Source organism: Streptomyces sp. C (assembly GCF_000158895.1).
GTDB lineage: Bacteria > Actinomycetota > Actinomycetes > Streptomycetales > Streptomycetaceae > Streptomyces > Streptomyces racemochromogenes.
The window spans coordinates 167,953-190,959 of record NZ_GG657751.1; the positions used below are offsets into that span (position 1 = coordinate 167,953).

Sequence of the window (23,007 nt, forward strand, 5' to 3'; positions counted from 1 at the left end):
GGGGAGGGCGGATGGAGGAGCCGGGATTCCGCGTGCTGCTGGCGGAGGCGGGTGAGCGGAGGACCGAGGTGGTCCGCGCGATCCGGACGGTCACCGGCCTCAGCCTGTGGAACAGCAAGCTGCTGCTCGACGGCGCACCCGTGGAGGTCACGGAGCCCAACTGGCTTGAGGCCGCCCAGGACGCGGCCGGCGTCCTGGGGGCGGCAGGGGCGCGCGCGGTGGTGGTGTGCGACTGGTGCGACCGGCACGTCACACCGGGGGCCGGCCACCTCGATCCCGGCCCGTGCCAAGGGCCTTGGTCCTCCGGAACCTGCCGGGCGAGCTGCCCACCGGCGACGGACTGGGTACGGGCACTCCTGACGGGCCGGGTTCATCAGCAGGGAGACGGCTGAAGGCCCCGCTGCTCCGTGAGCCGCGGGGCGGGGGTCGGCGCCGTGCGGCTATTGCCAGAAGACCTCTTCCACGACGATCTGGGGGTCGGCGGTGCGCCGGAGGAAGGTGTAGTGGATCCATCCCCGGCCGTGGTCGAAGTGGCAGACGTGGAGTCCACTCGGCACGGTCGAGAGGAGCGGGGAGATTCTGCAGCCCTCGGGGAGATCCGGGAGATTGTCGACACCGCGGAAGTAGGGGTCCTCGACCGTGACCAGTTCGGCACGGACGGCGTCGATCAGATCGCGTACCCGCCTGGGCAGGGAGTCCCGGGCGGCACGGGCCGTGTCGACCCAGTCCATCTGCCAGGGCGGCCCCATGAACGCACCGCTCACTGGCCGGGCTCCGCCTTACCCGCCTCACGCCGCAGGTGCGCTGCCTGGGTCAGCAGCTGTTTGGCTTCGCTGTTGCTCGTCGCTTCGCCGGCGCGGGCTTCCAGATCATGCACCGTCCGGCACAGTTCTGGGTCCCGGGCGAGCGCGAACTCGGTCCACCATTGCGCCATGAACGCGGGAACGGGGGCCAGGTCGTACGCGTCCGCGATGGCCCACTTCCAGTGAGCGTCGAAGTCGGGCAGCAGCGCCGGCGTGTGCGCGGCAATGGCTGCACGCAGGGCCTTCGGGTTCCGTTCGGGCATGGGCGGGATACCGGACGACCTGGCGGCGGTGGTCATGCCGCCACCTCCTTGTTCCCGGCCTCGGTGGCGGCGTGCTGCTCGGCCTTGGCCCGGTAGGCGAGGGCGAGGTTCGAGACGTGCTGGGGTGTGACGTCCAGGTGCCGGGCGACGGCCGAGTTACCGCCCCGGCCGAGCTCTACGGCGATGCGTCCGGCGGCCTCCGCGAACGCCTGCTTCGCCCCGGCGACGGCCGCCTGAAGTCGGTCGAGTTCGCGACGCTGCGCGGGTGTGAGTTCGGCCTGCCGGGCGCGGGAGCCTGGTGTGTCACTCATGGATGAAGTGTGCACCCCAGCGCGGATTAATTGCAACTGTTCGTTGTCATTAGAGGACGAGTGGAATGGGTGGCGAGCAGGCGAATGCGCAGGTCAGGTCAGGACGTCGTTCGCCGGCAGGTGGGTCAGACCGCACGGGCCCCCGGGGTGGTGGTCAGCGGAGGGGGGCGCGTTCGTCCACGTAGTGGGGCGGGGGGCCCAGGAAGAGGTTGGACGGGGCCGGGCCGTGGGCGATGTTGAGGGTGTCGAGGCGGTAGGCCCAGTCACCGTCGCAGGGGTTCGCGAAGCGGTGGTTGATCTGCCACCGGACCCATTCGCCGGGGGCGAGGCGGACTGCCGGAGGGCGTCGCCACCTGCGCGGCATGCCGAAGGGGGTGACGGTCGGCAGGACCCGGAGCAGGCCGTCGTGTTCCTGGAGGAGCACGTCGGGGGGCGGGCCTTCGTGCGTCTCGGAGCGGGGGCGGAAGCCGTCGGCTTCGTGCATGAGCACGCGGTGGACGAGGGGCGGGGTCCGCGGGGGCAGGGGGAAGGCCGTGGGGGCCCGGTTCCGGAGGGTGGCGGCGGGTCCGCCGCGGGACCGCTTCGTCCATGACGTGCGGACCCACTGCACCACCGTTCCCGTCGCTTCCACGCGGAGGATCCTCCCGCACGGGCGTGATCCGCCGCCACCGCGTTTGCGCGGTCAGCCGCCGTCGACGTACGCGCGGGCCGCCACCATCACGTCGCGCCGCCGGCCGTCGGCGATGCACTGGGCCGGTGCCTCGTCCTCCAGCTGGGGGTTCATGCCGATCATCCAGGCGCGGGCCGTGTGGAGGCTTTCGGCGTCGTGGATGAGCCGGAAGACCTGGAGCGCGGCGCGCAGGCGCTCCTCGGCCTCGGGGCGCGGTTCGGCGGCGCCCGAGGCCCACTTGCCGACCTGCTTGGGGTCGCTGATGTTGGCGATCCGCGCGGTCAGGCGTTGCCCGAGGTTCTCCTGGAGGAAGCGGGCGATCTCGCTGATGCCCATGCGTACGGAGTCCGCGTGGGCGCGCTCGGCGCTGGCGGCGCTCTTCGGGACGGCGACGGCGACCGCGACGGCGGCAGGGGACGTGGTGGTGTCAGAAGGCATGATCGGGTCTCCCTCGTTGCCCTGACTGCGCGCCCGTTCGGCGGCGGGTCGCGTGCTCAGGCGACGGGTGTAGGTGTGTGCGCCCGCGGGACCCGGCTGTCGCGTACTGCCGTGAGGGCAGACGGAGGATGCTCGGTCTCGGCGAGCTGCGAACGCTTCTTGCTGTGTTCCCGGCCCGCCGGGAAGCGTCTACCAGGGCGGGCGGAGTGGGCCGGCCGGCTGGCGGTCGGCGTTCACCATCGATGTATTCCGGTCCACGGGGATCCGGCACACGGGTGACCCGGGCTGCTGAGGAGGCCCGCAAGCGTGACGCTCGTGCCGGGCGGTGGTGGTGCTGCCGTGCTGGGCGACGCGAGCCCGATGCGTAAGAACGCCCTGACGGCGCAGCCGGTGGCACTCATGAGATCCCCCACATGCTCCAAGTCGGTTGGTGTACTGGCTAGGTTACCCATTATCACCCTTCAACTCCACCTCTTAGGCGAAATCCGCCGTGTTGCAGACGAGGTGTCAACTTATCGGTTTCGAAGTCGAGTTCGGCTCTGAGCTGCGGTTATGGCCACCGACCCGGGGAGGTCGGTGGCCTGGAGGAGGGGAGAAGCCGGGTTGATTTCGTCCTTTCGGAGGATGCGGACGTGGTTGTTTTCAGGTGGGTTTCACGGTTGGTTTGGCGGTCGTGTTCCGTCCATGGCCGGCCGGGTCACAGCATCGTCAGCCCGTACTCGTCCGCCACCCGCAGCAGGGCGTCCGACTGGGGGGAGATGTAGGTGGACTCCTCCTGCGTCAGCTCCACGTCGTTGAACACCGCCCAGCACTGGCGCATGCCGAAGCGGGAGCGGTAGGCGATGCCGTGGATGAGGCGCTCCTGCCCCCCGGGGCCGGTGCGCTGGGTGATGGCCCAGGCCGAGATCTGCCGGGTGATGCGGCGGTTGAAGCCCTGGACGTGCTCCGTGGTGAGCCGGTCCACGCCCTGTTCCGCGAGCTTGTCCCCGAGTTCGCGCGAGAGCGTCGCGAGCGTCCGCTCGTCGTCCACGTCGAGGAAGCGGGCCTCCCGGGGAGGCCGCAGGCGCACCAGGATGTGGCTGGTGGTCCACTCCCGGGTCATCTTGCCGGGGGTCATGAAGGCCGGCTCCGGCCAGTCGTCCGCGATGACCTCCCGCATGGCGGGGTGCACGCGGAAGGGGGCTAAGGCCTCGGCGAAGCAGCCGTCGTGCTCGGAGGCGCAGTAGAGGGTGCCGTAACTGACCAGGCTCCAGCGGTTTCCGCCCGTCTGTGCGTGGTCCTCCTGGCTGATCGTTTCGTACTTGACCGGCTCCTTGTACTTTCCCAGGCGCCAGATGCCGTTGGCCGGCGCGGGGACGAGGGCGACGTCCGGCTGTGCGGTGTCCGGGCTCATACGGCCGCTCCTTGCTCCGGCCGCCGCCCTCCAAGGGTCGCCGGCCGGTGATGCTCATGGCTCTCCGGCGGCCGGGCCCGCGGGACGCGGGGCGGTCCGGCCGCCGGGAGGGCCGGTCTCTTGACGGTGTGGTGCTCGTGAGGAGTGCTCAGGAGCGGGGTGCCTCGTAAGGGGCGTTCGGGATGCTCGGATGTTCGGGTGTGCTCATGTGATGGGCGGGTCATGTGCGGAACGCGTTCGCCGAGCGGCGCACTGGTCCGTGACACGTGCCGAACGATCATTTTGGTGCCCGGGTACGACCGAAGCGACCGGGTTGCGGTGGCCGACGGGGGCGCACGAAGGAGCACGGGGGGCGCATGCCGGGATGATCAGGCCCCACCCGCCCCTCGCCAGCGGGCCGGATCGACCTCCGCCACCACCGCTCCGGCGTCGCCCGTGAAGGAGAGGACCACGCGCCCCCCGCCCCCCGGCACCGGGTGCGCGGAGATGCCGCGTACGGGGCTCCCCACGGCCAGCAGCAGCCGGCACCGGCCCGTGGCCGCGTCCCAGACGCGGACGGTCCCGTCGGCCGAGCCGGAGGCGACGAAACTGCCGGAGCCGTCCCCCGCGTTCCACGCGGCCAGGGCGAGGACGGCGGCGGTGTGGCCGGTCAGCGGGCCGCCCAGCGGGAGGCGTTCGCGCAGGTCCCACAGCCGGACCGTGCCCGTGTCACCGCCGCTGGCCAGCAGCGGCGGAAGCCCGCCGCCGGGGGAGGGGTGTATGCCGACGGCGTGCAGCAGCCCTGGTCGCAGCGCAGGGGCGGCGCCCAGCGGCCCGTGTTCCGCGTCCCACAGCCGTACGGTGCCGTCGGAGCCGGCCGAGGCGGAACCAGTCCCGGCCCTCGCCGCCCTCTCACCCTCGCCGCCGTCCCCGCCGGGAGCGCGCGGAGCGGCCGCCACTGCCCGGACGCGCAGGGTCGTGCCCGGTCCACGCGCCGAGCGGGCCCGGGGCGTCGAGGTCCCACAGCCGCACCGTCTCGTCGTCCCCGCCGCTCAGCAGCAGGTGCCGGCCGTCCGCGGTGGTGCAGGCGGCGAGGGCGCGCACGGGGAGGAAGTGCCCTTCGAGGACGTCCGGGAGGGCCTGCCGCGTCTCCGCGTCCCAGAGCCGGCATGCCGTGGTCGCCGTACCCGGCCGATACCAGGAGACGACCCTCCCGTCGCCGGGCCCAGGCCAGCGCGGACGCCGGCCGGCCGGTGTCGATCCGCGCGACCGCGTCCCCCGTGCCGATGTCCCGTACCTCGATGTACGGGTGGTCGCCGCTGAGCGCGAACCACGACGGTTCGGCCTGCTGCCCCGGCCCCTCCGGCGGGAGCAGCGCCCCGCCCGTGGGGGCCGGCCCGGCCGGGGTCCGGGCGGTGTCGAGCGCGAGCTCCAGCACCTCCCGGTTCCACAGGCGCAGCGTGCCGTCGGCGGAGGCGGAGGCGAGCAGCTCCGAGTCCGGCCTCGGGTCCGCGTCCGGGACCGCGTCCGGCGCGGCGTACGCGTACGCGTCCGCGGCCGGGACCGCGACCGGGGCGAGGGCCGTCACTCCGGCGGTGTGCCCGCTCAGCAGGCCCGGCGGCTCGTTCGCAGCGGTGTCCCACCGGGATATGTCCCAGACGGCGATCCGGCTGCCGGCCCCGGCGGCCAGGAGATGCCGTTCCCCACGGCCCCCGCGCTCCCCCCGGCCCCGCAGGGTGAGCGCGGCCAGGCCGGTCACCGGCCCGCCGGCGCCGGTGAGGGTGGCGAGCGGCCCGCCGGTGCCCCAGACGGTGACGCTCCCGTCCGCGTGGCCGGCCGCGACCGTCCCGGGCCGCGTGGTCGGCGCGAGCACCCGTACGTCGGCCGGGAACTCGAACCGGGCCACCTCCGTCCCGGCCTCCGGATCCCGGAACACCAGGTGCGCGTCATCGGCCACCGCCAGCAGCGGCCGCCCGGGCGGGTCCTCCACCGCCGCCAGCGCGGTCGTCGTCGTACGCGGCGTGTCCCCGGGCAGGGCGAACAGGTCCAGCGCGCCCATCCGCTCGTTCCACCAGACCACCGCCCCGTTGCCGTCGACGCAGACCACCGCGAGTTCGTGTCCGCCGTCGCGGTACGCGCACACGTCGGCGATCCAGATCCCGCCGGTCCCGCGGACCTGGTCGAGGCGGCGGCCCGTCGCCGGGTCCCACAGCCGCAGCGTGCCGTCCGTACTGCCGGACACCAGCAGCGGCGACTGGGCCGGACGCGGTGCGAGCAGCAGGTGGCGTACGGACCCGTCGTGCGCGCCGATCGGCTCGCGGACCGCCGTGCCCTCGACGGCGTCGATCAGTTCGATGCGGCCCTCGTCGTCGCCGGCCGCGAGCGCGGGGCGCCCGTCGGGTGCCGGCACCGCCGCCAGGGAGCGCACGGTGGTGCGGAGGGCGGCCAGGACGTTCACCGGCGGCGCCCACCGGGACCACAGCACGGCCAGCGGTGCCGTGCCCCCCGGCGTACGCGGGCGCGGGAGCCCGGGGTGGCGCAGCGCCGTGTGCGCCAGGTGCAGGCTGGCCAGCCGCGAGGGGTGGTCCGCCCGGTGCAGGTACGGCTCCACCGCCGCCCACGCCTCCAGCCACAGCCGGCCCTCCCGGCCCCGGCCCGGCCCGAGCAGCCCGCGGACCGGGCTGCCGGTCAGCCACGGCAGCACCTCGGCCGGCACGTGCGCGTCGTCCAGGACGCCGCCGAGGCGGGCGTGGCGCGCGAGGTGGCGCCGTACGTACGGGTGCGGGGCGGTGGCGTTGGCGGCGTCGGAGGCGCCGGTGGTGTGCGGCGCGGCCAGATCGGCGAGCGCCTGCGCGATGCGGGCGTGCACGGCGGCATCGGCGCTCCGGCCGACGGTCTGGCCGAGGGGTTCGTCGGCGGGCTGGCCGGTCGTCCGGTCGGTGGTCTGGTGTGCCGTCGCCTCGGCGGCTGTCTGGTCGGCCGTCTGGTCGGCGGGCTCGGCGGGGCCTTGGTCGGGCGTCCGGTCGTCGGCGCGGTCGGCCGTCCGGTCGGTGGGCTCGTTGGCGGGCTGGCCGGTCGTCCGGTCGGTGGTCTGGTGTGCCGTGCCCTCGGCGGCAGTCTGGTCGGCCGCCTGGTCCGCGGGCTCGGCGGCAGGCGTGGCGGCAGTCTTATCGGCAGGGTCGTCCTGAGCGTCCGTCATTCCCATCCCCCCTACAGGCGTCCGGCCCCCCACGGGCCAGGCGCGCAGGACCGCGGCCAGCCGGTCGTGCGCCGGCCGGTACACCCGCTGGTCCTCTTCGACGTCACGGGTGAGATACCCAGCCAGACGCCCTTCCAGCAGCACCCGGATCTTGGCGTCGGCGTCCTCCACGACACGGCCCGCGACGGCGGACGCCACGGCCGGCCACACCTCGCCCCAGGCGAGGCCCCGACCCTGGGCGAAGGCCGTCGCGCGCAGCAGCGCCAGCGCCTCGTCGGCTTCCAGGCCGTCCTCCGCCGCACGCACCAGGTCGTCCTCCAACAGCCCGGCCGTGCCCTCGCCCAGCCGCTCCAGCCAGTCGGCGTCCGCCAGCAACCGCGGCCCCTCGGCGCGCAGCTGGTGCGCCGCCACGCGTGCGTCGAGGAAGGACCGCCCGGCCGCACCGGCCACCGTGCGGGACACCTCGGCCAGGTCCTGCCCCGCCCAGCCGCCCTCCCCGTCCAGGAGGGCCCGTACGTATCCCGCGACGTCCGCGCTCATGCCCTCGCCGTCGGTACGCAGCACGGCGGCCGCGGGGAACGCCTCCCGCAGCCGCCCCAGCAGCTCCACGTCCTCGTCCACGCCCTCGCCGTCGCTGCTGCGTACGGCGACGACCAGCCGCACCCCGCGCCGCACGGGCAGCGCCTGCCCGGCGGGGGCCGGGTGGGAGAGGTGCCCGGCCAGCGGCACCAGCACCTGGTGCACCAGCGCCGCCGGGTCGGTCGCCTCGTCCAGGGCGTCGACGACGACCGTCACCATCGGGCCGGGCGAGTCGAGGAACCCCCGCAGCCCCTGCTGCCAGCGGCTCAGGTGGTCCCTGCCCGAGGGGTCCGGGGCGGCGCCGAGCCGTTGCGCGATGACCTTCAACAGCCCCAGCGGCTCACGGTTGTGGGCGGTGACCGCGATGGTCACCGCGCCCTCGTCCGGGACCGTGTACGGCGGGCAATGGTCGACGGCCGCCGCGTAGAGGGCCGAGGCCCGGAACCGCGCGTCGCTGAGGGTCACCGCACGGCCGAGGATGGCGGACTTCCCGCTCGCGGTGATGCCGGTGACGACCAGGACGCCGGGGGCGCCCGTCAGGAAGGAGACCACCGCGGTGTTCAGCTCCCTGCGGCCGGAGAAGTACCAGCCGGGGTCGTCGGCGCCGGTGCGGCCGCTGGCCTTCTCCAGCCAGTAGCCCAGGTCCTCCAGGCTCGCCGCGACCTCCCGCCGGCTCTCCTCCACCGCGGCCTCCTCCGGCCGGTGGCCCGGGTTGGGCAGGGCCGGGGTGGGGACGTGCTGCCTGCCGACCGTGAGCGCGCGGCAGTCCACGGAGGGCCTGCGGCCCTGTTCCCGGCCGATCGCCTGCGCCGCCTGGTACAGGGCGCGGCTGAACTCCTCCATCGTCAGGTACGCGCGGGTGATCCCGCCGGCCGTGCGCAGCCACTCGTGGGCCCGCCGCAGGACGAGCGCGAACTCCCCGCCCGTCACCCGCGACTTGGGGGCGGCGGTGGTCAGGACGTTCAGCGTGGCGTGCTCGGTGCGTGCGGCGTCCAGGCTCTCCACGAGTTCCAGCAGCTCCGGGCGGACGGCGGCGGACTCGCACATGTTGACGACGACCAGGACGTCCCGGGCGTGCGAGTCGAGTGCGGCGATCACGATCTCGGACGTACGCAGCCCCGTGCCCAGGAGCCGGCCGGGATCGGTGCCGCTCAGCACCGCGAAGTGCCGGCCCGCGCCCCCGGTCAGGCCGTGGCCCGTCACGTACAGCACCACGGGGACGTGCGGCTCCCCCTCCCGGACGCCGGCCGTCTCCAGGAAGCGCTCCACGTCATGACGGCTCGTCACCGGCCCGCCGGGCGCCACCCGTACGAAGCCGGGCCCCTCCGGCGGCCGCCGTTCCCACCACAGGGACACCGCCTCCAGCTGCGCACCGACGGCCTGCCGCAGCGCCTCGGTCCCGTCCTCCATGGGCAGCACGTACACGGTCCCGGTGGACGGTCCCCCCTCCGCGGCCGCGACCTCGGGCAGGCCGGCTCCGACCGCCTCCTCCACGGCGTCGGCTAAGCCGATCTCGCCACGCTCCCCGTTCACGGTCCCTATTCTTCCCTCCCATGGACAACCGGCAGCACCAGCACCAGCACGGGCACCAGCACGGGCACCGGCACCGGCAGCAACCCGGTGGCCCGGACGGCGGCTTACCCGACCACGTCACGCAGGACGCGGTGGTCGTCGTCCCCGGCATCATGGGCAGCACCCTGCACGACACGACGACGGGCAAGGACGTCTGGGGCCTCGGCGGGATCTCCTGGCTGCTCAGGGCCTGGACCACCCCCTCGGGGCTGAAGTCCCTGACCATGACCGAGGACGAGCTGGCGGGCAAGACCGGCCGCATCAAGGCGACGGGCCTGCTGAGGCACTCCGCCTGGACCCCGTACCTGGCCGGCAGCGAGCCGTACACCGATCTGGTGGACACGATCCGCACCAGCGTCGCCGACGAGGCCGCGATCCTGGAGTTCGCCTACGACTGGCGGCTGCCGGTCGCGGTCAACGGCCGTCTCCTGGCCGACGCGGCGCGCGTCCACCTGACCGCGTGGCGCCGCCACCCCGCGCACGACGAGGCGCGCCGGCACCGGGTCGACCAGCGGGAGGGGCGGCTGGTGTTCGTAGCGCACTCCATGGGCGGGCTCGTCACCCGCGCGGCCCTCGACCCCGGCTACGACGGCGACCTCCAGGGCGACACCCGGGGCGTGATCACGCTCGGCACTCCCTTCCAGGGCTCGGCGAAGGCGGCCGTCATCCTCGCCACCGGCCGCGGCACCCCCGTACCCCTCCCGCACCGCAAGCTGCGGGCCATGTGCGCGACGATGCCGGGCCTGCACGACCTGCTGCCGCAGTACCGGGGCGTGCGCACGGGGGACGACGTACGCCACCTCACGCCGAGTGACGTCGCCGGGATCGGCGGCAGCGCGGAACTGGCCCGTGAGGCGGCCCGTTTCCACCACCGGCAGAAGGCCATCACCCTGCCCGGGCACCGCTCGGTCGTCGGCGTCAACCAGCCCACCTGGCAGAACCTGACGATCAGCGGCGGCAGCGTCGAGCCGCACCTCGACGGCGCCCGCCAGAACTCCGACGGCACCCTCATCCGGGACCGGCAGGACCGGGTCCGGTACTTCCAGGTGCACGGGGACGGCACGGTCTACAAGGAGTCGGCGGTCCTCACCGACATCGTCACCCACCTGCCCCTGCAACACGGGGACGTGGCCCGGGCGAGGACCGCCCTGGAAGCCGTCACCGAGATCGTCCGGGACGACGTCCACCCCGGCCCGCCGCTGGGCGAAGCGGGCTGCGGCCTGACCGCCCCGGACCTGGTGGAGGCGGGCCGCCCCTGGAAGCTCCGCCTGACGGACGTGGCCACCCTGGCGGGCCTGGACTGCCGCCTCACGGCCCTCGACCACCCGTCCCGCCCTGTCTCCCTCACCCCGACCTGGGAGGACGGCACCGCCACGGCCACGGCGACCGCCCCGGCCCCGGGCCTGTACCGCATCGACGTCCGCACCCCGGACGGCTTCGCCATCACCCAGCTGGTCATGTCGGCGGACCCGTCGGACCCGTTGGCGGAAACGGAGGACTGACGGACCGACGGGGTCGGTCCTAGAAGCCGCTGGTGTCGAGCTCCAGGTCGAACGGCTCCGGGAGCGCCAGGGGAGTGCCGAAGGGGTACGGTCCCGCGACCCGGGTGTAACCGAGCCGGCCCGGCTCGGAGAACAGGGTGCAGGTGCCTTCCTGCCGGTCGACGAGGAGGTAGAGCGGCGCCCCGTACTCGGCGTACCGCCGGCGCTTGGTGACGCGGTCGGTCTCCCCGTTGGAGGGGGAGGTGATCTCGACGACCAGGAGCGTCTGGTCGGGGAGGACCGCCCTCGCGTCCCGCTTGAAGAACTCGGCGGGGACGACCGCCAGGTCCGGCACGTACCAGTTCGGACTGCCGGGGAGGTCGACGTTGCCCGAACCCGTCCGGCAGCCCAGCGCCCGGACCCGCGCACCGATCTGCTCGCGGATGTCCTCGGCGGCCCCTTCGTGGCCCCAGCTCGGCGACATGGGGGTGATGACTCCCTCGATGATCTCGGCCCGGTCTCCCGCCATGTGCTGGACGGCGTACTTCAGGGCGTGCTCGGGGTCGACGTCGTGGTACGGCTCGACCGGCTGTGCGCTCATATGCGTGGCTCCTTCCCTGCTGGTGAGGTTAGCGGGGACCGCCACGTTGGCCATGCGCGCGGGCTCGACCAGGTCCTCCTTGCGCATGGCGGCGACGGACCGGCTGGTCGAAGTTCTCTGGAATCAGAGGAAAGGGTGACGGGAACTGTCACCTTTGGCGTGCACCGTGAAGGCATGGACAACGAAACCCCCATCCAGGCCCCCACCCCGCTCACCGGCCGGATCGCCCTCGTCGCCGGGGCCACCCGCGGCGCCGGACGCGCCCTCGCCGTCGAACTCGGCCGCGCCGGGGCCACCGTCTACGTCACCGGCCGCACCACCCGCGCACGTGTCAGCGAGGTCGGCCGGACGACGGAGACCATCGAGGAGACGGCCGAACTCGTCACCGCGGCCGGCGGCACCGGCATCGCCGTACCCACCGACCACCTGGAGGAGGACCAGGTGCGCGCGCTCGTCAGCCGGATCGACCGCGACCACGGCAGGCTCGACGTCCTCGTCAACGACCTCTGGGGCGGCGAGAACCTGATCGCCGGCTCCGTCTTCGGCAAGAAGAGCTGGGAGACGCCCCTCGCCGACGGCCTGCGCATCCTGGAACTCGGGGTCCGCTCCCACGTCATCACCGCGGCGCTCGCCCTCCCCCTCCTGATCCGCTCGGACGCGCCGCTGCACGTGGAGGTCACCGACGGGACCGAGCGCTCCAACCGCCGCTACCGCGAGAACCTCTACTACGACCTCGCGAAGAACGCCCCGATCCGCATCGCCTTCGGGCTGGGCCGGGAACTGGCGGAGTACGGCGGCACCGCCGTCGCCGTCACACCGGGCTTCCTGCGCTCCGAGCAGATGCTCGCCCACTTCGGCGTGACGGAGCGGAACTGGCGCGACGCCGCCGCCCAGGACCCGCACTTCGCCATCGCCGAGTCACCGCACTACCTCGCCCGCGGCGTCGCCGCACTCGCCGCCGACCCGGACCGGGCGGCCCGCTGGAACGGCAGGTCCGCCTCCAGCGCGGACCTCGCCGAGGCCTACGGCGTACGCGACGTCGACGGCAGCAGGCCGGACGCCTGGGCCTACTTCGAGGACGTCCTGTACGGGGGCAAGGACGCCTCCGCGGACGACTACCGCTGATCCTCCGCCGCCCCGTACAGGGCGGCCAGGGCCTGCGCACGCTCCTGGAAGCGGGCGCGCAGGCCCTGCGGGGCCAGCACCTCCACCTCCGCGCCCAGCACGCCCAACTGCTCGAACGCGACCTCCTGCGACTCCACCGGCAGTTCGAGCGTGACGCGCCCGGCCGCGTCCGGTACGCCCGCGGACGCCAGCGCCTCGCCCGCACCCGCCGGATCCACCACGGCCGGCAGGCGCCGCAGCCCCTGCTCCGTCACCCGCACGGTGACGCTCGTACGCAGCAACGCGCGCGCGAAGGCGGCGGAGTGCTCCTCCCAGTACGCGGCCAGGTCGAACGCAGGATCACGGACGAAGGGCTCCTCGACGCCGGGAGCCGGCGACAACGCCGTGACACGGTCGACCCGGTACGTCCGCCAGGCACCGGCCCCGCCAGCGGCCGGGCCGCCCGGCACCCGGCCCACGACGTACCAGACCCCCGCCTTCAGGACGAGCCCGTACGGCTCCACCAGCCGCGTCACCTCCCGGCCGGGCCGCGCGTACGCCAGCTCGACGGTGCGGTCGGCCCAGACGGCGCGGGCCAGCTCCGGCAGCAACTCCGGTGCCGACGGCTCGCGGAACCAGGCCGGGGCGTCGAGGTGGAAGCGGTGCACCGACGACTCGGCCGCCGCCCGCAGCGAGGGCAGCAGCGTGGCCGACAGCTTCAGCCGTGCCGCGTCCGCCGCCCCCGACAGCCCCAGATCACGCAGGGCGGCCGGCATGCCCGAGAGGTACAGCGTCTCCGCCTCGGCCGGACGCAGCGTGGTCAGCCGCGTCCGGTACCCCGGCGCCAGCCGGTAGCCGCCGGTGCGCCCGCGCTCGGACCGGATGGGAACCCCCGCCTCCTGCAACGCCTGGGCATCGCGGATCACCGTACGCTCGGACACGCCCAACTCAAGGGCCAGGGAGGCGGCGGTCAGCCCAGGGCTCGACTGGACGAGGAGAGCCATACGGATCAGCCGGGCGGCACGCATCCCCCCATGATCCCGGACCCGGACCCGGACGCGCGCGCCAGGGCGAGGGCGCCCGGCAGGCCGTCCGGGACCGGGTGGGGGGTCAGGGCCCAGGGGGACAGGCGGGTGGTGAGGCGGGGCAGGAGCGGGCCGGCGGGGCCGATCAGGCCGCCCACCGTCACCAGGGGTTCGCCGCGCCGGGGGCGCAGTGCGGCGGCGCTTCCGGCCAGCAGGCCGGCGGCTTCGTCGAGGATCCCCTCCGCGACGGGGTCGCCGTCCGCGGCCGCGTCGAACACCACGGGGCAGAGCCGGGCCAGCCGGGCGGGTTCGGAGGAGGCACGCGCGCCGTCGATCAGGACGTGGCGCAGGGCGACGGGTCCGCGGGTGCGGGCCCGGCGCCGAACGCGGCGGCCAGCCGGGGCAGCAGTGCGGTGGCGGGGCCGCGGCCGTCCAGGCCGCGCAGGGCCCGGCGGAGGCCTTCCCGGGTTTTTCAGAAGCCGCTGCCGTCGTCGCCGGTGAGCCAGCCGCAGCCGTCCGCGGCGGCGGCCAGCCTGTGGCCGCGGATCCGGACCGCGGCCGCGCCCGTTCCGGCGACCAGGACCAGGCCGTCCGGCGGGGTCCCCGGAGCCGCGGCGAAGGCCACCTCGGAGTCGGCCATGACGTGCACGGCGGCGGCCCGTACGCCGTGATGTGCGAGGGCGGCGTCCAGGGCCCGGCGCGCCCTGCCGCGCCCGCCGTGGCCCGCCGCGTCCGCGACGCCCGCTCCGGCGAAGCCCGCGACCACGCACCGCACCCGTGCCGCCCGGTCCTCGGCGTCCAGGACCTCGCCGACGGCGTGCGCCAGGCGTTGCACCAGGAGCCGTTCCGGGACGGAACGCGCGTTGCCCGCACCGGCCGACGCCGTGGCGAGCGGCGGGCCGCCGTCCGCCGCGGCGACGGCCGCCCGCAGCCCGCTGCCCCCGGCGTCGATGCCCAGGACCAGCGACGTCCTGGCGGTCCGCGTCATCCGCTGGTCACCTCCTCGGTGGTACCGGCAGCGTACGCGCGCCGACCGGCGGGCGGGCCGCGGACGTAAGCAGAACGTCAGCGGAACGATAGGGGCGGCCGTCAGGGTGGGTTCCGCACCGCTACCCGTACTCGCACTGGAGTGACATGTCCCGCACCACCCCCCCTTCCGCCGGTGTTCCCCCACGCCGGCGGTCGCGTCGGCTGGCGTCCCTGATGACGGCCTGCGTCGCGCTGGGCGCCGCTCTGCTGGCTCCGGGAGCCGCCGAGGCCGCCGGTTCGACCAACCGCGACGCCTTCGAGAACCTCGGGCAGGCGGACCGAGCCGAGTGGATGTGGGGCATCGCGAGCGACACCAAGCTCTCGAACATGTCCATCCCCGGCACCCATGACACGCTCTCCATCCACGGCGGGGCCTGGGTGCAGACGCAGGAGGACTACGGCGACAGCGCGAACACCCTGGCCGCGCAGCTGGACCGCGGCATCCGGGCCATCGACATCCGGGCACGCGTCTCCGGGGGAGGCGCCTTCACGATCCACCACGGCGTGAAGTACCAGAACGCCAACTTCGACGACGTCCTGACCAAGGCGCAGTCGTTCCTCCGCCAGCACCCGACCGAGTCGATCGTGATGCGGCTGAAGGCCGAGTGCGTGTACGGGAGCGAGTCCAAGGTCACCGAATGCGAGAACGACCCGAACTCGGCGACCCCGGACACGGTCCGGGCGATCTTCGGTGAGTACGTGCGGAAGTATCCCGGTCTCTTCTACGCGCCTTCGGTGTCGGGTGGCGGCCGGGCGGGCGTGCCCACGCTCGGGGAGGTCCGGGGCAAGGTGGTCCTGGGCAGCTTCGACAATGCCGGAGCCGACGACACCCACGGTCTCAAGGGCTTCAACGACCGCCAGGAAGACCACTGGGAGCCGGACAGCGTCGGCGAGAAGTGGAACTACGTCAAGGGCAACGTCAACAAGGCGATCACCGGGAACGCCAATGACCTGTACGTGACCTATTCGTCCGCGTCCAAGTTCCCCAGTCTTTCCCCGACCCTGGTCGCCGGTGGCTACTGGGAGGTCCGGGGCGGTGTGAACACCGAGGTCCCCGCGGTCAACTACAACCTGATGAAGCACCTCAACAGCAGCGCGGGCCGCGTCGGCATCATCATGACGGACTTCCCGGGCTGGGGCCTGGTGAACGCGATCATCGACCACAACGACGACAACATGGTCAAGGGCGGCCAGCGGTCCATCTGGCTGGTCAACGCCGACAAGACGTACTCCAACAGCCAGTACCAGGGCCGGTGCATGGTGCGCGGACCGGAGTTCGGCTCCGGGGACGGCGGCCTCGTCACCCAGCGCGCGTGCCAGTCGAGCCCGCCCAGCAGCCACCAGTGGACGGCCACGAAGCCGAACACCTTCGACGGCAAGGGCTACTTCTGGATCAAGGCGAACAACGGCCAGTGCCTGACGATGCCGTACAACAACGGCACCGCGCCGGCCGCCGGCACCCAGCTGTTCTGGTGGCCCTGTGAGACCCGCTGGTTCTCCGGCAGCCAGATGTGGAACGTCATGCCGACCAAGCTCGCCACCTCGACCGGCTCCCGGCCGGCCTACTACTTCGTCAACAACTGGACGGGCCTGTGCCTGTCGATGGACCCGGCCACCGCGTCCACGTCCGGCGGCAAGGTGACCCAGGACGCCTGCCCGAGGTAGTACCCGCCCGGTGCCCGGCCCCCAGGGGGCCGGGCACCGGCTCGTGTGCGGGGCGTCAGCCCCGTACGCCCAGGTCCAAGCGGTCGAGCAGCCCGGCCTCGGTGAACGCGGCGACCAGTTCGTCCCGTCCTTCGGTGAAGTGCCCCCAGCTGTCGTAGTGGACGGGCACCACCCGGCGGGCGCCGAGGAGCTTCGCGGCTTCGGCGGTCTGAGCGCTGTCGAGGACGATCAGCGCCCCGTCGAAGAGGCGGGTGAACCGGGGGGCCCCGGCGAACAGGACGGCGGTGTCCACCGGCCCGAACCGCTCGGCGATCTGCCCGACCAGTTCGAGGGAGGCGTTGTCGCCGCTGACGTAGACCGTGGGCAGGTCCCGTCCGGTGAGGACGAACCCGACGACCTGGCCCGTGAACGGTTCGACCTCCTCGCGCGCGCCCGGCCCGTGGAGGGCGGGCACGCCCGTGACCGTGACGGTGCCGCCGCCGGGGCGGTCGAGGTCGACCGACTCCCAGTCGGCGAGCCCCCTGGCTCCCGCGCCCAGGCGCTCGCCGCCCCCGGGCGTGGTCAGGGTCAGGGGGACGTCGGCGAGCAGGGCGCGGCCGGACTCGTCGAGGTTGTCGGGGTGTTGGTCGTGGGAGAGCAGGACCACGTCTATCCGGCCGAGGTCGGCCGGCGCGGCCGCGGCGGGGGCCGTCTTGGTCAGCAGGCCGTTCGGTACCGGGTACTCGCGCGGTGCGTCGAAGGTGGGGTCGGTCAGGAACCGCAGGCCGCCGTATTCGAAGAGGGCGGTCGGACCGCCGAAGACGCGGACGGGCATGGACTCGACGGGCGTGCTGGTGTCAGCCATCTGAACCTCACGGATGAGTTGTGGGTTATCCGTGATGATCATAGGGGTGTCTCACGGATGGGCGCAACGCTTAACATGAGACCCATGAGTGAGATCCCGGTCGGCGCATCCGTGCCAACACCCGCGCCGGGGGCGGAGGAACACCTCGCCCTCGACTTCGTCAACAGCGCCGTCGCGCAGCCCGGAGGGCAGTTCGCCGACCTGCTCGGCACTCCCGAGAGCGCGAACCGGTGGCTGACCGCACACGGCCTCGCGCCCGCCGACGCCGGGGTGCGGGAGATGTGCGCGGCGCAACTGCGCTCGATGCGCGAGCACCTCCGGTCGCTGTTCGCCGCCCGCGCCGACGGCCTCCCCGCCCTGCCCGCCGCGCTGGCCGCCGTCAACGACGCGCTGAGCAAGGCCCCCACGGCCGCCCTGCTGCACTGGGACGAGAAGAACGGCCCCTACCGCTCGACCCCCTGCCCCACCAGTGAGATCCTCGACCGCGCCCTCGCGGCCATCGCCGCCGACGCGGCGGACCTCCTCACGAGCCCCGACGCCGAACGCCTCACGGCCTGCGCCTCCCCGCCCTGCAACCGCTACCTGCTGCGCCACGGCCGCCGGCACTGGTGCTCCACCCGCTGCGGCGACCGCGCCCGCGCCGCCCGCGCCTACGCCCGGCGCACCCGGTCGAAGGCCGGATGACGTACCCGGCCGAACACCCCGCGGCGCAGAAGCCTTTACCCGGTACGACTGATCCACCCGCACGGGTGGATCACCGTTCCGCGGCGGTCCGGCGGCCTGTCCCCCGTCTATAAAGAGGGGGTTTCGCCCTCTGGCCGTTCGACTGATGGGTCGTCATCCAATGCCGCACGCCGTTCTGCGCCTCGCCGCCGCCACCGCCTTCCTCCTGTCCGCCGCCGTCACGCCGTCCGCCGCCGCTGCCGCGCCCGCGGCGGACGGGGACACCAGCGCCCCGTGCGGCCCGGTCGTGGAGTACCGGGCCTGGGACTGGTGGCGCACCACGACGAACACGGAGATCGCCCGCCCCGTGGCCGCCACCGCCTCCAGCGAGCGCTGGCAGTGGCGCGAGGACGTCAACGCCCTGTGGCGCGGCGACACGAGGGAGAACGTCGAGGAGATCTTCCGGACCGGCTTCACCCCGCGCGGCGACCAGCTCATCCCGCTCGCCGAGTACATCGTCAAGGGCGGCGGCCAGCAGAGCGCCCACCTCAGCACCAGCTGCGACCAGAGCGTCGCCAAGCGGTTCGCGACGTACGGGGCCGAGAAGACCGGCTGGGTCTACGAGATCTACGCACCGGGCGGCATCGACGTGAACGCCACGGCGCAGGTGAACAACTACCAGTCGCCGTACCTGTGGAACAAGGAGGTCGACTTTCCCGGAGGCGTGCGGGGCAACTTCATCAAGGGCGCGTGCAAGTACCGCCTGACGGGCACCGACCCGGTGACCAACGAGAAGACCTGGCAGCAGCTCGGCTGCAAGGACAACGCGGACTTCGCCCCCTACAAGACCGCGCCGACCGCGTACAAGCTGGCGAGCTGACGGGCAGGGCGCCGTCCACCGGCCGGCGGTTACGGCGCCCCCGCGCGCCGGCCGACCCGCTCCACCGGGATCCACAGCTGGGAGCGGGTCTCCTCGCCGGTCGCCGCCGGGGCGGTCCGCAGGAGTTCCGGGCCCGGGCGGCTCGTGTACGGGTTCGAGGGGAACCACTGCGTGAACACGTCCCGCCACAGTTCCTGGAGCGCGCCCGGAAGGGGCCCCCGGCACTCGAAGACCGCCCAGGTCCCGGCCGGCACGTCGAGGACGTCGAAACCGTCGAAGTCGAAGTCGGCGGCGGCGGCCGTGCCGGGAGCGGTCAGCACGCCGATCCAGTAGTCCGCGAGGGCGCCCTCCTCCCGGCTGTCGGTCAGGTACACCGCCGCCGACAGGATCCCCTCCGGCTCCAGGCCCCCGGACAGCTCCTTCATCCGTACGACCGCCCGCTCGTCCAGGTCCTCCAGGTGCGCGGCGGCGGCCGCGTTGACCCCTTCGTGGACCAGGGGCACCCGGGCCTTCCTGCCGACGAACCGGAACGACTCCTTCTGCACGGTCCGGTACCGCATGGCCGTACTGCCCTCGACCACGACGCGGAAGGACATGCGCGGCTGCGCCGTGAGCACCGCACCCGTCCGCCGGGCCTCGCCGGGCCCGATGCCGTGCACCGACCGGAACGCCCGGGCGAACGCCTCGGCCGACCCGTACCCGTACCGCACCGCGATGTCGAGCAGCGTCAGCTCCCCGGCCGTCACCTCGGCCCCGGCGAGGGTCATCCGGCGCCGCCGCAGGTAGACCGGCAGCGGCATCCCGGCGAGCGCGGAGAACAGCCGGCGGAAGTGGTACTCCGACACGGCGGCGATCCGGGCCGCCCCCGCCACGTCGACCTCCTGGTCGAGGCGGGCCTCCAGGTGGTCCAGCGCCCGGTTCAGCTGCTCCAGCACGCGTCCGCGTCCTTGTCAGAGAAGGAGTGTGACCGGCCCCGCCCGACAGAACCGGTGCGGGAACTGTCGGGTACGAAGCCCCCGCGCTGCCCGAGGCTTCCAGCCATGACTGATGATGTTAGGGGACTCTGCGAGCCGCGGTTCGCCGCGGTGCGCGCCGCCTTCGCCGCCTCCCTCGCCCGCGACGACGTGGGAGCCTCGGTCGCCGTCCTCCTCGACGGTGAACCGGTGGTCGACCTCTGGGGCGGTCACGCCGACGCGGACCGCTCCGTCCGCTGGGAGCGCGACACCCTCACCGCCGTGAACTCGACGACCAAGAACATGACCGCCCTGTGCGCCCTCGTCCTGGCCGACCGGGGCCTGCTCGACCTGGCCGCGCCGGTCGCCGCCTACTGGCCCGGGTTCGCCGCGGCCGGCAAGGAGGGCGTGCTGGTGCGGCACGTGCTGTCGCACAGCGCGGGGCTCCCCTCCCTGCCCGGGACGGTCTCGGTCGAGGACCTGTACGACTGGGACCGCGTCACGGCGCGGCTGGCCGCGCTGGCCCCCGCGTGGGAGCCCGGGACGGCCGCCGGCTACCACGCGCTCACCTTCGGGTACCTCATCGGTGAGGTCGTCCGCCGCGTCACCGGCCGCACCCTCGGCACGTTCTTCGCCGAGGAGGTGGCCGGGCCGCTGGGCGCGGACTTCCACATCGGGCTCCCCGCCCGGCACGACCACCGCGTCGCACCGCTCCTGCCGCCGCCCGCACTGACCGACGAGTACGCCGCCACCGCACCACCGGGACCGGACGGCGTGCCCCGGGAGGTCACCGGGCCGGTGGTCCGGGTCAAGGACGTCAACTCGGCGGCCTGGCGCCGTGCGCAGATCCCCGCGGTGAACGGCTTCGGCAACGCCCGCTCCGTCGCCCTCCTGCACACCGCGCTGGCGAACCGGGGCACGGCCGGCGGCGTGCGGCTGCTGTCCGCCCGGGGGTGCGAGCCCGCCTGGCAGGAGCTGTTCCGCGGCGAGGACCGGGTCCTGGGGACGCCGATGTGCTGGACGGCGGGCTTCGGCAAGTTCGGCGACGCCTTCGGCTGGGGCGGTTGGGGCGGTTCGCTCGTCGTGAGCGACCCCGGCTCCCGCCTGACGGTGGCCTACGTCATGAACCGGATGCTCGACGGGGACCGGCAGCAGGACGACCGCGGCACGGAACTCGTCACGGCCGCCTTCGGCGCCCTGTACTGACGGGGGGTGGGGGCGGGGGCAGGGGCGGGGGCACGGCCGGACCGCCGCCGGCTCCCGCAGCAGGCGTACCGCGGCATCGGCATCCGCTGACGCGCCACACCTCACCCGGGGTCGACGACGAGGTCGGCGTGGTGGCGGCCGCGGGCGACGAGCACGGCGTTGGCCTCGTCCGACCGCGCCACCCACGCGCGCGCCCGCGCCGGGTCCTTGCCGTGGCGCACGTGCCGGCCGACGAGCCGGTCCACCCGCACGGCGTCGTCCGGAGCGAGGTACCAGGCCTCGTCCAGGAGGGCCCGTACCGGCGCCCAGCCCTCCGCGTCGTGCAGCAGGTAGTTCCCCTCGGTGATCACCAGCGGTACGGCCGGCCCCACGGGGATGCTGCCGGCGACCGGCTCCTCCAGCGAGCGGTCGAAGGCCGGCGCGTACACCACGCCCTCCCCGGGGGAGCGCAGCCGGCGCAGCAGGCAGACGTAGCCGGCCGCGTCGAAGGTGTCCGGGGCCCCCTTGCGGCCGGCCCGCCCCAGCCGGTCCAGCTCGGCCTGCGCGAGGTGGAACCCGTCCATCGGCACCACCACGGCCCGCTCCGGTCCGAGCGCCGCGGCGACCAGCGCCGCCAGCGTCGACTTCCCGGCCCCCGGCGGCCCGGCGATGCCGAGGATCCGCCGAGCGCCCCGGGCGGCCAGCGCGCCCGCCCTCATGACAAGCTCCGTCGTCTGCACGCCCCCATCCTGCCCCGCCGCCCTCCGGCCCCGGCCGCCGGACCGGGGCCGGAGGGCAGCGGCCGCCGGACCGGGGCCGGAGGGCAGCGGGCGCCCGGCACGTCCTAGCGTCGCGCGTCCACCACCGCCAGGAGTTTGCCGCTGGTCGGGCTGCGGTCCAGGGAGGCGCCGGGGGTCGCCTCGACCACCAGGTCCAGCAGCCCCTCCGACACCGCCGAGCGGAGCTCCGGGTAGCCGGACAGGAAGACCTCCCGCAGCCGGTCCGGGTCCGTCGCCGGAGCCTGCTCCACGCGTACGGTCAACCGCTCGCGCACGTCCGTACGGTCGAGCCTGATCTGCAACTCGCCGCGCAGACCGCCCCGTTCCCCGGCCAGGGTCAGGAAGCGGCGGTGATTGAGGAAGTACGTCGCCACCCGCATCACGTCCCCGGTGCGCCCCATCAGCTCGAAGCGCGGCGCGTGCCGGCCGCAGGCGCAGCGGCCCGGGACCTCCCGGCCGAGGTCGCCTATCAGGTAGCGGCCCAGCTGCTGGCCGCGCCGGGCGTGGGTGGTGAAGACCAGCCGGCCCGTCTCGCCCGGGGCCACCGGCCGGTCCTCGGCCAGGTCCACGATCTCCATCGTGTGGAGGTCGGCGTGCAGGTGGTGGACGCCGCCGGAGCTCTCCGTGCACTGGTAGCCCAGCGGGCCGAGGTCGGTGCTGCCGTAGGTGACCGAGCGGACGACCTCGATGCCGAAGTCGGCCTTCAGCGTGCGCCGCTGTTCCTCCGTGAAGTGCTCGCCGCCGTAGAAGACCTTGCGCAGGCCCCCGTACGCGCGCAGCGCGTCCGCCTCCGCGTTCAGCAGCTGCCACAGGTAGGAGGGCATGCCGAAGAGGGTGTCGGCCCCGTGGTCGACGATCGCCTGCGCCGTCGCCCGGTGGTCGGGGCCCGCCGACAGGGGGAGCTGCACGCCGCCGAGCCGTTCGAGTACGGAGAAGAAGCTGATGAAGCTGCCGTACATGCCGCCGCAGTAGAAGAGGTTGGCCGTGCGGTCCCCGACCGGGTCGTAGCCGGCGGCGAGCAGGCCCCGGGCGGCGGCGTGCATCTGGGTGTCGTAGTCGTCGTAGCTGAACACCGACAGGGCGGGGGCGCCCGTGCTGCCGCCGCTGCGGAAGTACAGCTCGGCGTCGGCCCGGCCCAGCTCCCGGGCCGGTGCCTGCACGTCCTCCTTGCCCAGCAGCGGGCCGGTCGGCGGCGGCAGTACGACGGGCCGCGCCAGGTCGTCGAGGCAGGCGGTGGTGGCGAACCGGGCCGGGTCGGCCTGGACCGCGACGCGGCGGCTGTAGCGCTGGAGGGCGTAGACGCCGTCGTGCGGCTCGCCCGCGTAGCTCTGCAGCATGGCGCCGACCGGCGTGACGCGGGTGACGCCCGCGGCCAGGGCGGTGCGGGAGAGCTCGGCGACGTCGCAGGGGCTGCCCGCGAGGCCCGCCGTCTGCAGGTAGCGGCGCATCGGGCGCAGGGTCGCGATCAGCCGCTCGCGGGGGAGCGGCTTGACCCACACGCTGCGGTGCAGGGGCGAGGCGGTGAGCGGAGACCGGGTGTCGGCCATGACCCGCCACGAGCCGTCGGGTGCGGCGAACACCCGGGTCAGGC

22 protein-coding genes are annotated in these 23,007 nt (G+C 74.0%); 7 read left to right on the forward strand and 15 right to left on the reverse strand.

Going from position 1 to position 23,007, the window contains the following annotated elements; all coding sequences use genetic code 11:
• Nucleotides 1–11 precede the first annotated feature (11 nt).
• On the forward strand, nt 12–392 hold the full coding sequence (locus SSNG_RS34045; RefSeq protein ID WP_128637606.1) for a ribosomal protein L7/L12: 381 nt from the start codon (nt 12–14) through the stop codon (nt 390–392).
• A gap of 48 nt (nt 393–440) precedes the next feature.
• On the opposite strand, the gene SSNG_RS34050 is transcribed toward SSNG_RS34045, so the two are convergent.
• The 7 genes from SSNG_RS34050 to SSNG_RS38370 form a co-directional block, all read right to left on the reverse strand.
• Nucleotides 441–764, reverse strand: coding sequence for a hypothetical protein (locus SSNG_RS34050; RefSeq protein WP_007268513.1), 324 nt, complete (start codon nt 762–764; stop codon nt 441–443).
• Nucleotides 761–1,102: a DUF6247 family protein gene (locus tag SSNG_RS34055; RefSeq protein WP_007268514.1), complete on the reverse strand. Its 342-nt coding sequence runs from the start codon at nt 1,100–1,102 to the stop codon at nt 761–763. Before SSNG_RS34055 ends, SSNG_RS34050 begins: the two co-directional genes overlap by 4 nt.
• Nucleotides 1,099–1,377: a hypothetical protein gene (locus SSNG_RS34060; RefSeq protein ID WP_042804617.1), complete on the reverse strand. Its 279-nt coding sequence runs from the start codon at nt 1,375–1,377 to the stop codon at nt 1,099–1,101. The genes SSNG_RS34055 and SSNG_RS34060 overlap by 4 nt, the downstream gene beginning before the upstream one ends.
• A 154-nt stretch (nt 1,378–1,531) precedes the next feature.
• Nucleotides 1,532–2,008 (reverse strand): hypothetical protein, encoded by a 477-nt coding sequence (locus SSNG_RS34065; RefSeq protein WP_007268516.1) that lies wholly within the window; start codon nt 2,006–2,008, stop codon nt 1,532–1,534.
• A gap of 51 nt (nt 2,009–2,059) precedes the next feature.
• The gene (locus SSNG_RS34070; RefSeq protein WP_007268517.1) at nt 2,060–2,485 is read right to left on the reverse strand and encodes a hypothetical protein; all 426 of its coding nucleotides are present in this window, start codon (nt 2,483–2,485) and stop codon (nt 2,060–2,062) included.
• 697 nt (nt 2,486–3,182) lie between these two features.
• Nucleotides 3,183–3,878 (reverse strand): RES family NAD+ phosphorylase, encoded by a 696-nt coding sequence (locus tag SSNG_RS34075; protein ID WP_007268519.1) that lies wholly within the window; start codon nt 3,876–3,878, stop codon nt 3,183–3,185.
• 649 nt (nt 3,879–4,527) lie between these two features.
• Nucleotides 4,528–9,168 carry a hypothetical protein gene (locus tag SSNG_RS38370; RefSeq protein WP_050779994.1) on the reverse strand — a complete coding sequence of 1,547 codons (4,641 nt, stop codon included), beginning with the start codon at nt 9,166–9,168 and terminating at the stop codon, nt 4,528–4,530.
• Between the two features lie 20 nt (nt 9,169–9,188).
• Here SSNG_RS38370 and SSNG_RS45055 point away from each other — a divergent pair, with 20 nt between their 5' ends.
• On the forward strand, nt 9,189–10,709 hold the full coding sequence (locus SSNG_RS45055; protein WP_277752175.1) for a hypothetical protein: 1,521 nt from the start codon (nt 9,189–9,191) through the stop codon (nt 10,707–10,709).
• Between the two features lie 19 nt (nt 10,710–10,728).
• Here SSNG_RS45055 and SSNG_RS34090 read toward each other — a convergent pair whose 3' ends face one another.
• Complete coding sequence (locus SSNG_RS34090; protein ID WP_007268522.1) at nt 10,729–11,289, reverse strand: Uma2 family endonuclease; 561 nt, start codon at nt 11,287–11,289, stop codon at nt 10,729–10,731.
• Nucleotides 11,290–11,463: 174 nt separating this feature from the next.
• Between SSNG_RS34090 and SSNG_RS34095 the strand changes: the two genes are divergently transcribed.
• Nucleotides 11,464–12,414, forward strand: coding sequence for an SDR family oxidoreductase (locus tag SSNG_RS34095; RefSeq protein WP_007268523.1), 951 nt, complete (start codon nt 11,464–11,466; stop codon nt 12,412–12,414).
• Here the strand turns inward: SSNG_RS34095 and SSNG_RS34100 are convergent.
• The 3 genes from SSNG_RS34100 to SSNG_RS44465 form a co-directional block, all read right to left on the reverse strand.
• Nucleotides 12,405–13,421: a WYL domain-containing protein gene (locus SSNG_RS34100; RefSeq protein ID WP_007268524.1), complete on the reverse strand. Its 1,017-nt coding sequence runs from the start codon at nt 13,419–13,421 to the stop codon at nt 12,405–12,407. The genes SSNG_RS34095 and SSNG_RS34100 overlap by 10 nt on opposite strands.
• Nucleotides 13,403–13,699, reverse strand: coding sequence for a hypothetical protein (locus SSNG_RS44460; protein ID WP_007268525.1), 297 nt, complete (start codon nt 13,697–13,699; stop codon nt 13,403–13,405). The genes SSNG_RS34100 and SSNG_RS44460 overlap by 19 nt, the downstream gene beginning before the upstream one ends.
• A gap of 191 nt (nt 13,700–13,890) precedes the next feature.
• Nucleotides 13,891–14,406, reverse strand: coding sequence for a hypothetical protein (locus SSNG_RS44465; RefSeq protein ID WP_050779996.1), 516 nt, complete (start codon nt 14,404–14,406; stop codon nt 13,891–13,893).
• Between the two features lie 215 nt (nt 14,407–14,621).
• Between SSNG_RS44465 and SSNG_RS34110 the strand changes: the two genes are divergently transcribed.
• Nucleotides 14,622–16,112, forward strand: coding sequence for a phosphatidylinositol-specific phospholipase C domain-containing protein (locus SSNG_RS34110; RefSeq protein WP_007268527.1), 1,491 nt, complete (start codon nt 14,622–14,624; stop codon nt 16,110–16,112).
• A gap of 55 nt (nt 16,113–16,167) precedes the next feature.
• Here the strand turns inward: SSNG_RS34110 and SSNG_RS34115 are convergent, their stop codons facing one another.
• Nucleotides 16,168–16,956: an MBL fold metallo-hydrolase gene (locus SSNG_RS34115; RefSeq protein WP_007268528.1), complete on the reverse strand. Its 789-nt coding sequence runs from the start codon at nt 16,954–16,956 to the stop codon at nt 16,168–16,170.
• A gap of 84 nt (nt 16,957–17,040) precedes the next feature.
• Here SSNG_RS34115 and SSNG_RS34120 point away from each other — a divergent pair, with 84 nt between their 5' ends.
• Both SSNG_RS34120 and SSNG_RS34125 read left to right on the forward strand, forming a co-directional pair.
• Nucleotides 17,041–17,640 carry a CGNR zinc finger domain-containing protein gene (locus SSNG_RS34120; protein ID WP_007268529.1) on the forward strand — a complete coding sequence of 200 codons (600 nt, stop codon included), beginning with the start codon at nt 17,041–17,043 and terminating at the stop codon, nt 17,638–17,640.
• A gap of 160 nt (nt 17,641–17,800) precedes the next feature.
• A complete protein-coding gene (locus SSNG_RS34125) occupies nt 17,801–18,499 on the forward strand; it encodes a hypothetical protein (RefSeq protein ID WP_007268530.1) in 699 nt (232 codons plus the stop codon).
• 29 nt (nt 18,500–18,528) lie between these two features.
• Here SSNG_RS34125 and SSNG_RS34130 read toward each other — a convergent pair whose 3' ends face one another.
• A complete protein-coding gene (locus SSNG_RS34130) occupies nt 18,529–19,434 on the reverse strand; it encodes an AraC family transcriptional regulator (protein WP_007268531.1) in 906 nt (301 codons plus the stop codon).
• A 105-nt stretch (nt 19,435–19,539) separates the two neighbouring features.
• Between SSNG_RS34130 and SSNG_RS34135 the strand changes: the two genes are divergently transcribed.
• Nucleotides 19,540–20,658, forward strand: coding sequence for an EstA family serine hydrolase (locus tag SSNG_RS34135; protein ID WP_007268532.1), 1,119 nt, complete (start codon nt 19,540–19,542; stop codon nt 20,656–20,658).
• A gap of 101 nt (nt 20,659–20,759) precedes the next feature.
• Here the strand turns inward: SSNG_RS34135 and SSNG_RS34140 are convergent, their stop codons facing one another.
• Entirely contained in the window at nt 20,760–21,377 is a 618-nt protein-coding gene (locus SSNG_RS34140; protein ID WP_007268533.1) for a nucleoside/nucleotide kinase family protein, read from the reverse strand.
• A 104-nt stretch (nt 21,378–21,481) separates the two neighbouring features.
• Nucleotides 21,482–23,007, reverse strand: a 1,526-nt coding sequence (locus tag SSNG_RS34145) for an acyl-CoA reductase (protein WP_165365084.1), incomplete at its 5' end; no start/stop codon positions are given.

What these genes read in the sequence shown, in the direction of transcription:
- SSNG_RS34045 (WP_128637606.1), top strand. Translation starts at nt 12, where the DNA reads ATGGAGGAGCCGGGATTCCGCGTGCTGCTGGCGGAGGCGGGTGAGCGG.
- SSNG_RS34055 (WP_007268514.1), bottom strand. Translation starts at nt 1,102, where the DNA reads ATGACCACCGCCGCCAGGTCGTCCGGTATCCCGCCCATGCCCGAACGG.
- SSNG_RS34060 (WP_042804617.1), bottom strand. Translation starts at nt 1,377, where the DNA reads ATGAGTGACACACCAGGCTCCCGCGCCCGGCAGGCCGAACTCACACCC.
- SSNG_RS34070 (WP_007268517.1), bottom strand. Translation starts at nt 2,485, where the DNA reads ATGCCTTCTGACACCACCACGTCCCCTGCCGCCGTCGCGGTCGCCGTC.
- SSNG_RS34075 (WP_007268519.1), bottom strand. Translation starts at nt 3,878, where the DNA reads ATGAGCCCGGACACCGCACAGCCGGACGTCGCCCTCGTCCCCGCGCCG.
- SSNG_RS45055 (WP_277752175.1), top strand. Translation starts at nt 9,189, where the DNA reads ATGGACAACCGGCAGCACCAGCACCAGCACGGGCACCAGCACGGGCAC.
- SSNG_RS34090 (WP_007268522.1), bottom strand. Translation starts at nt 11,289, where the DNA reads ATGAGCGCACAGCCGGTCGAGCCGTACCACGACGTCGACCCCGAGCAC.
- SSNG_RS34095 (WP_007268523.1), top strand. Translation starts at nt 11,464, where the DNA reads ATGGACAACGAAACCCCCATCCAGGCCCCCACCCCGCTCACCGGCCGG.
- SSNG_RS34100 (WP_007268524.1), bottom strand. Translation starts at nt 13,421, where the DNA reads ATGCGTGCCGCCCGGCTGATCCGTATGGCTCTCCTCGTCCAGTCGAGC.
- SSNG_RS44465 (WP_050779996.1), bottom strand. Translation starts at nt 14,406, where the DNA reads ATGACGCGGACCGCCAGGACGTCGCTGGTCCTGGGCATCGACGCCGGG.
- SSNG_RS34110 (WP_007268527.1), top strand. Translation starts at nt 14,622, where the DNA reads ATGACGGCCTGCGTCGCGCTGGGCGCCGCTCTGCTGGCTCCGGGAGCC.
- SSNG_RS34115 (WP_007268528.1), bottom strand. Translation starts at nt 16,956, where the DNA reads ATGGCTGACACCAGCACGCCCGTCGAGTCCATGCCCGTCCGCGTCTTC.
- SSNG_RS34120 (WP_007268529.1), top strand. Translation starts at nt 17,041, where the DNA reads ATGAGTGAGATCCCGGTCGGCGCATCCGTGCCAACACCCGCGCCGGGG.
- SSNG_RS34125 (WP_007268530.1), top strand. Translation starts at nt 17,801, where the DNA reads ATGCCGCACGCCGTTCTGCGCCTCGCCGCCGCCACCGCCTTCCTCCTG.
- SSNG_RS34135 (WP_007268532.1), top strand. Translation starts at nt 19,540, where the DNA reads ATGACTGATGATGTTAGGGGACTCTGCGAGCCGCGGTTCGCCGCGGTG.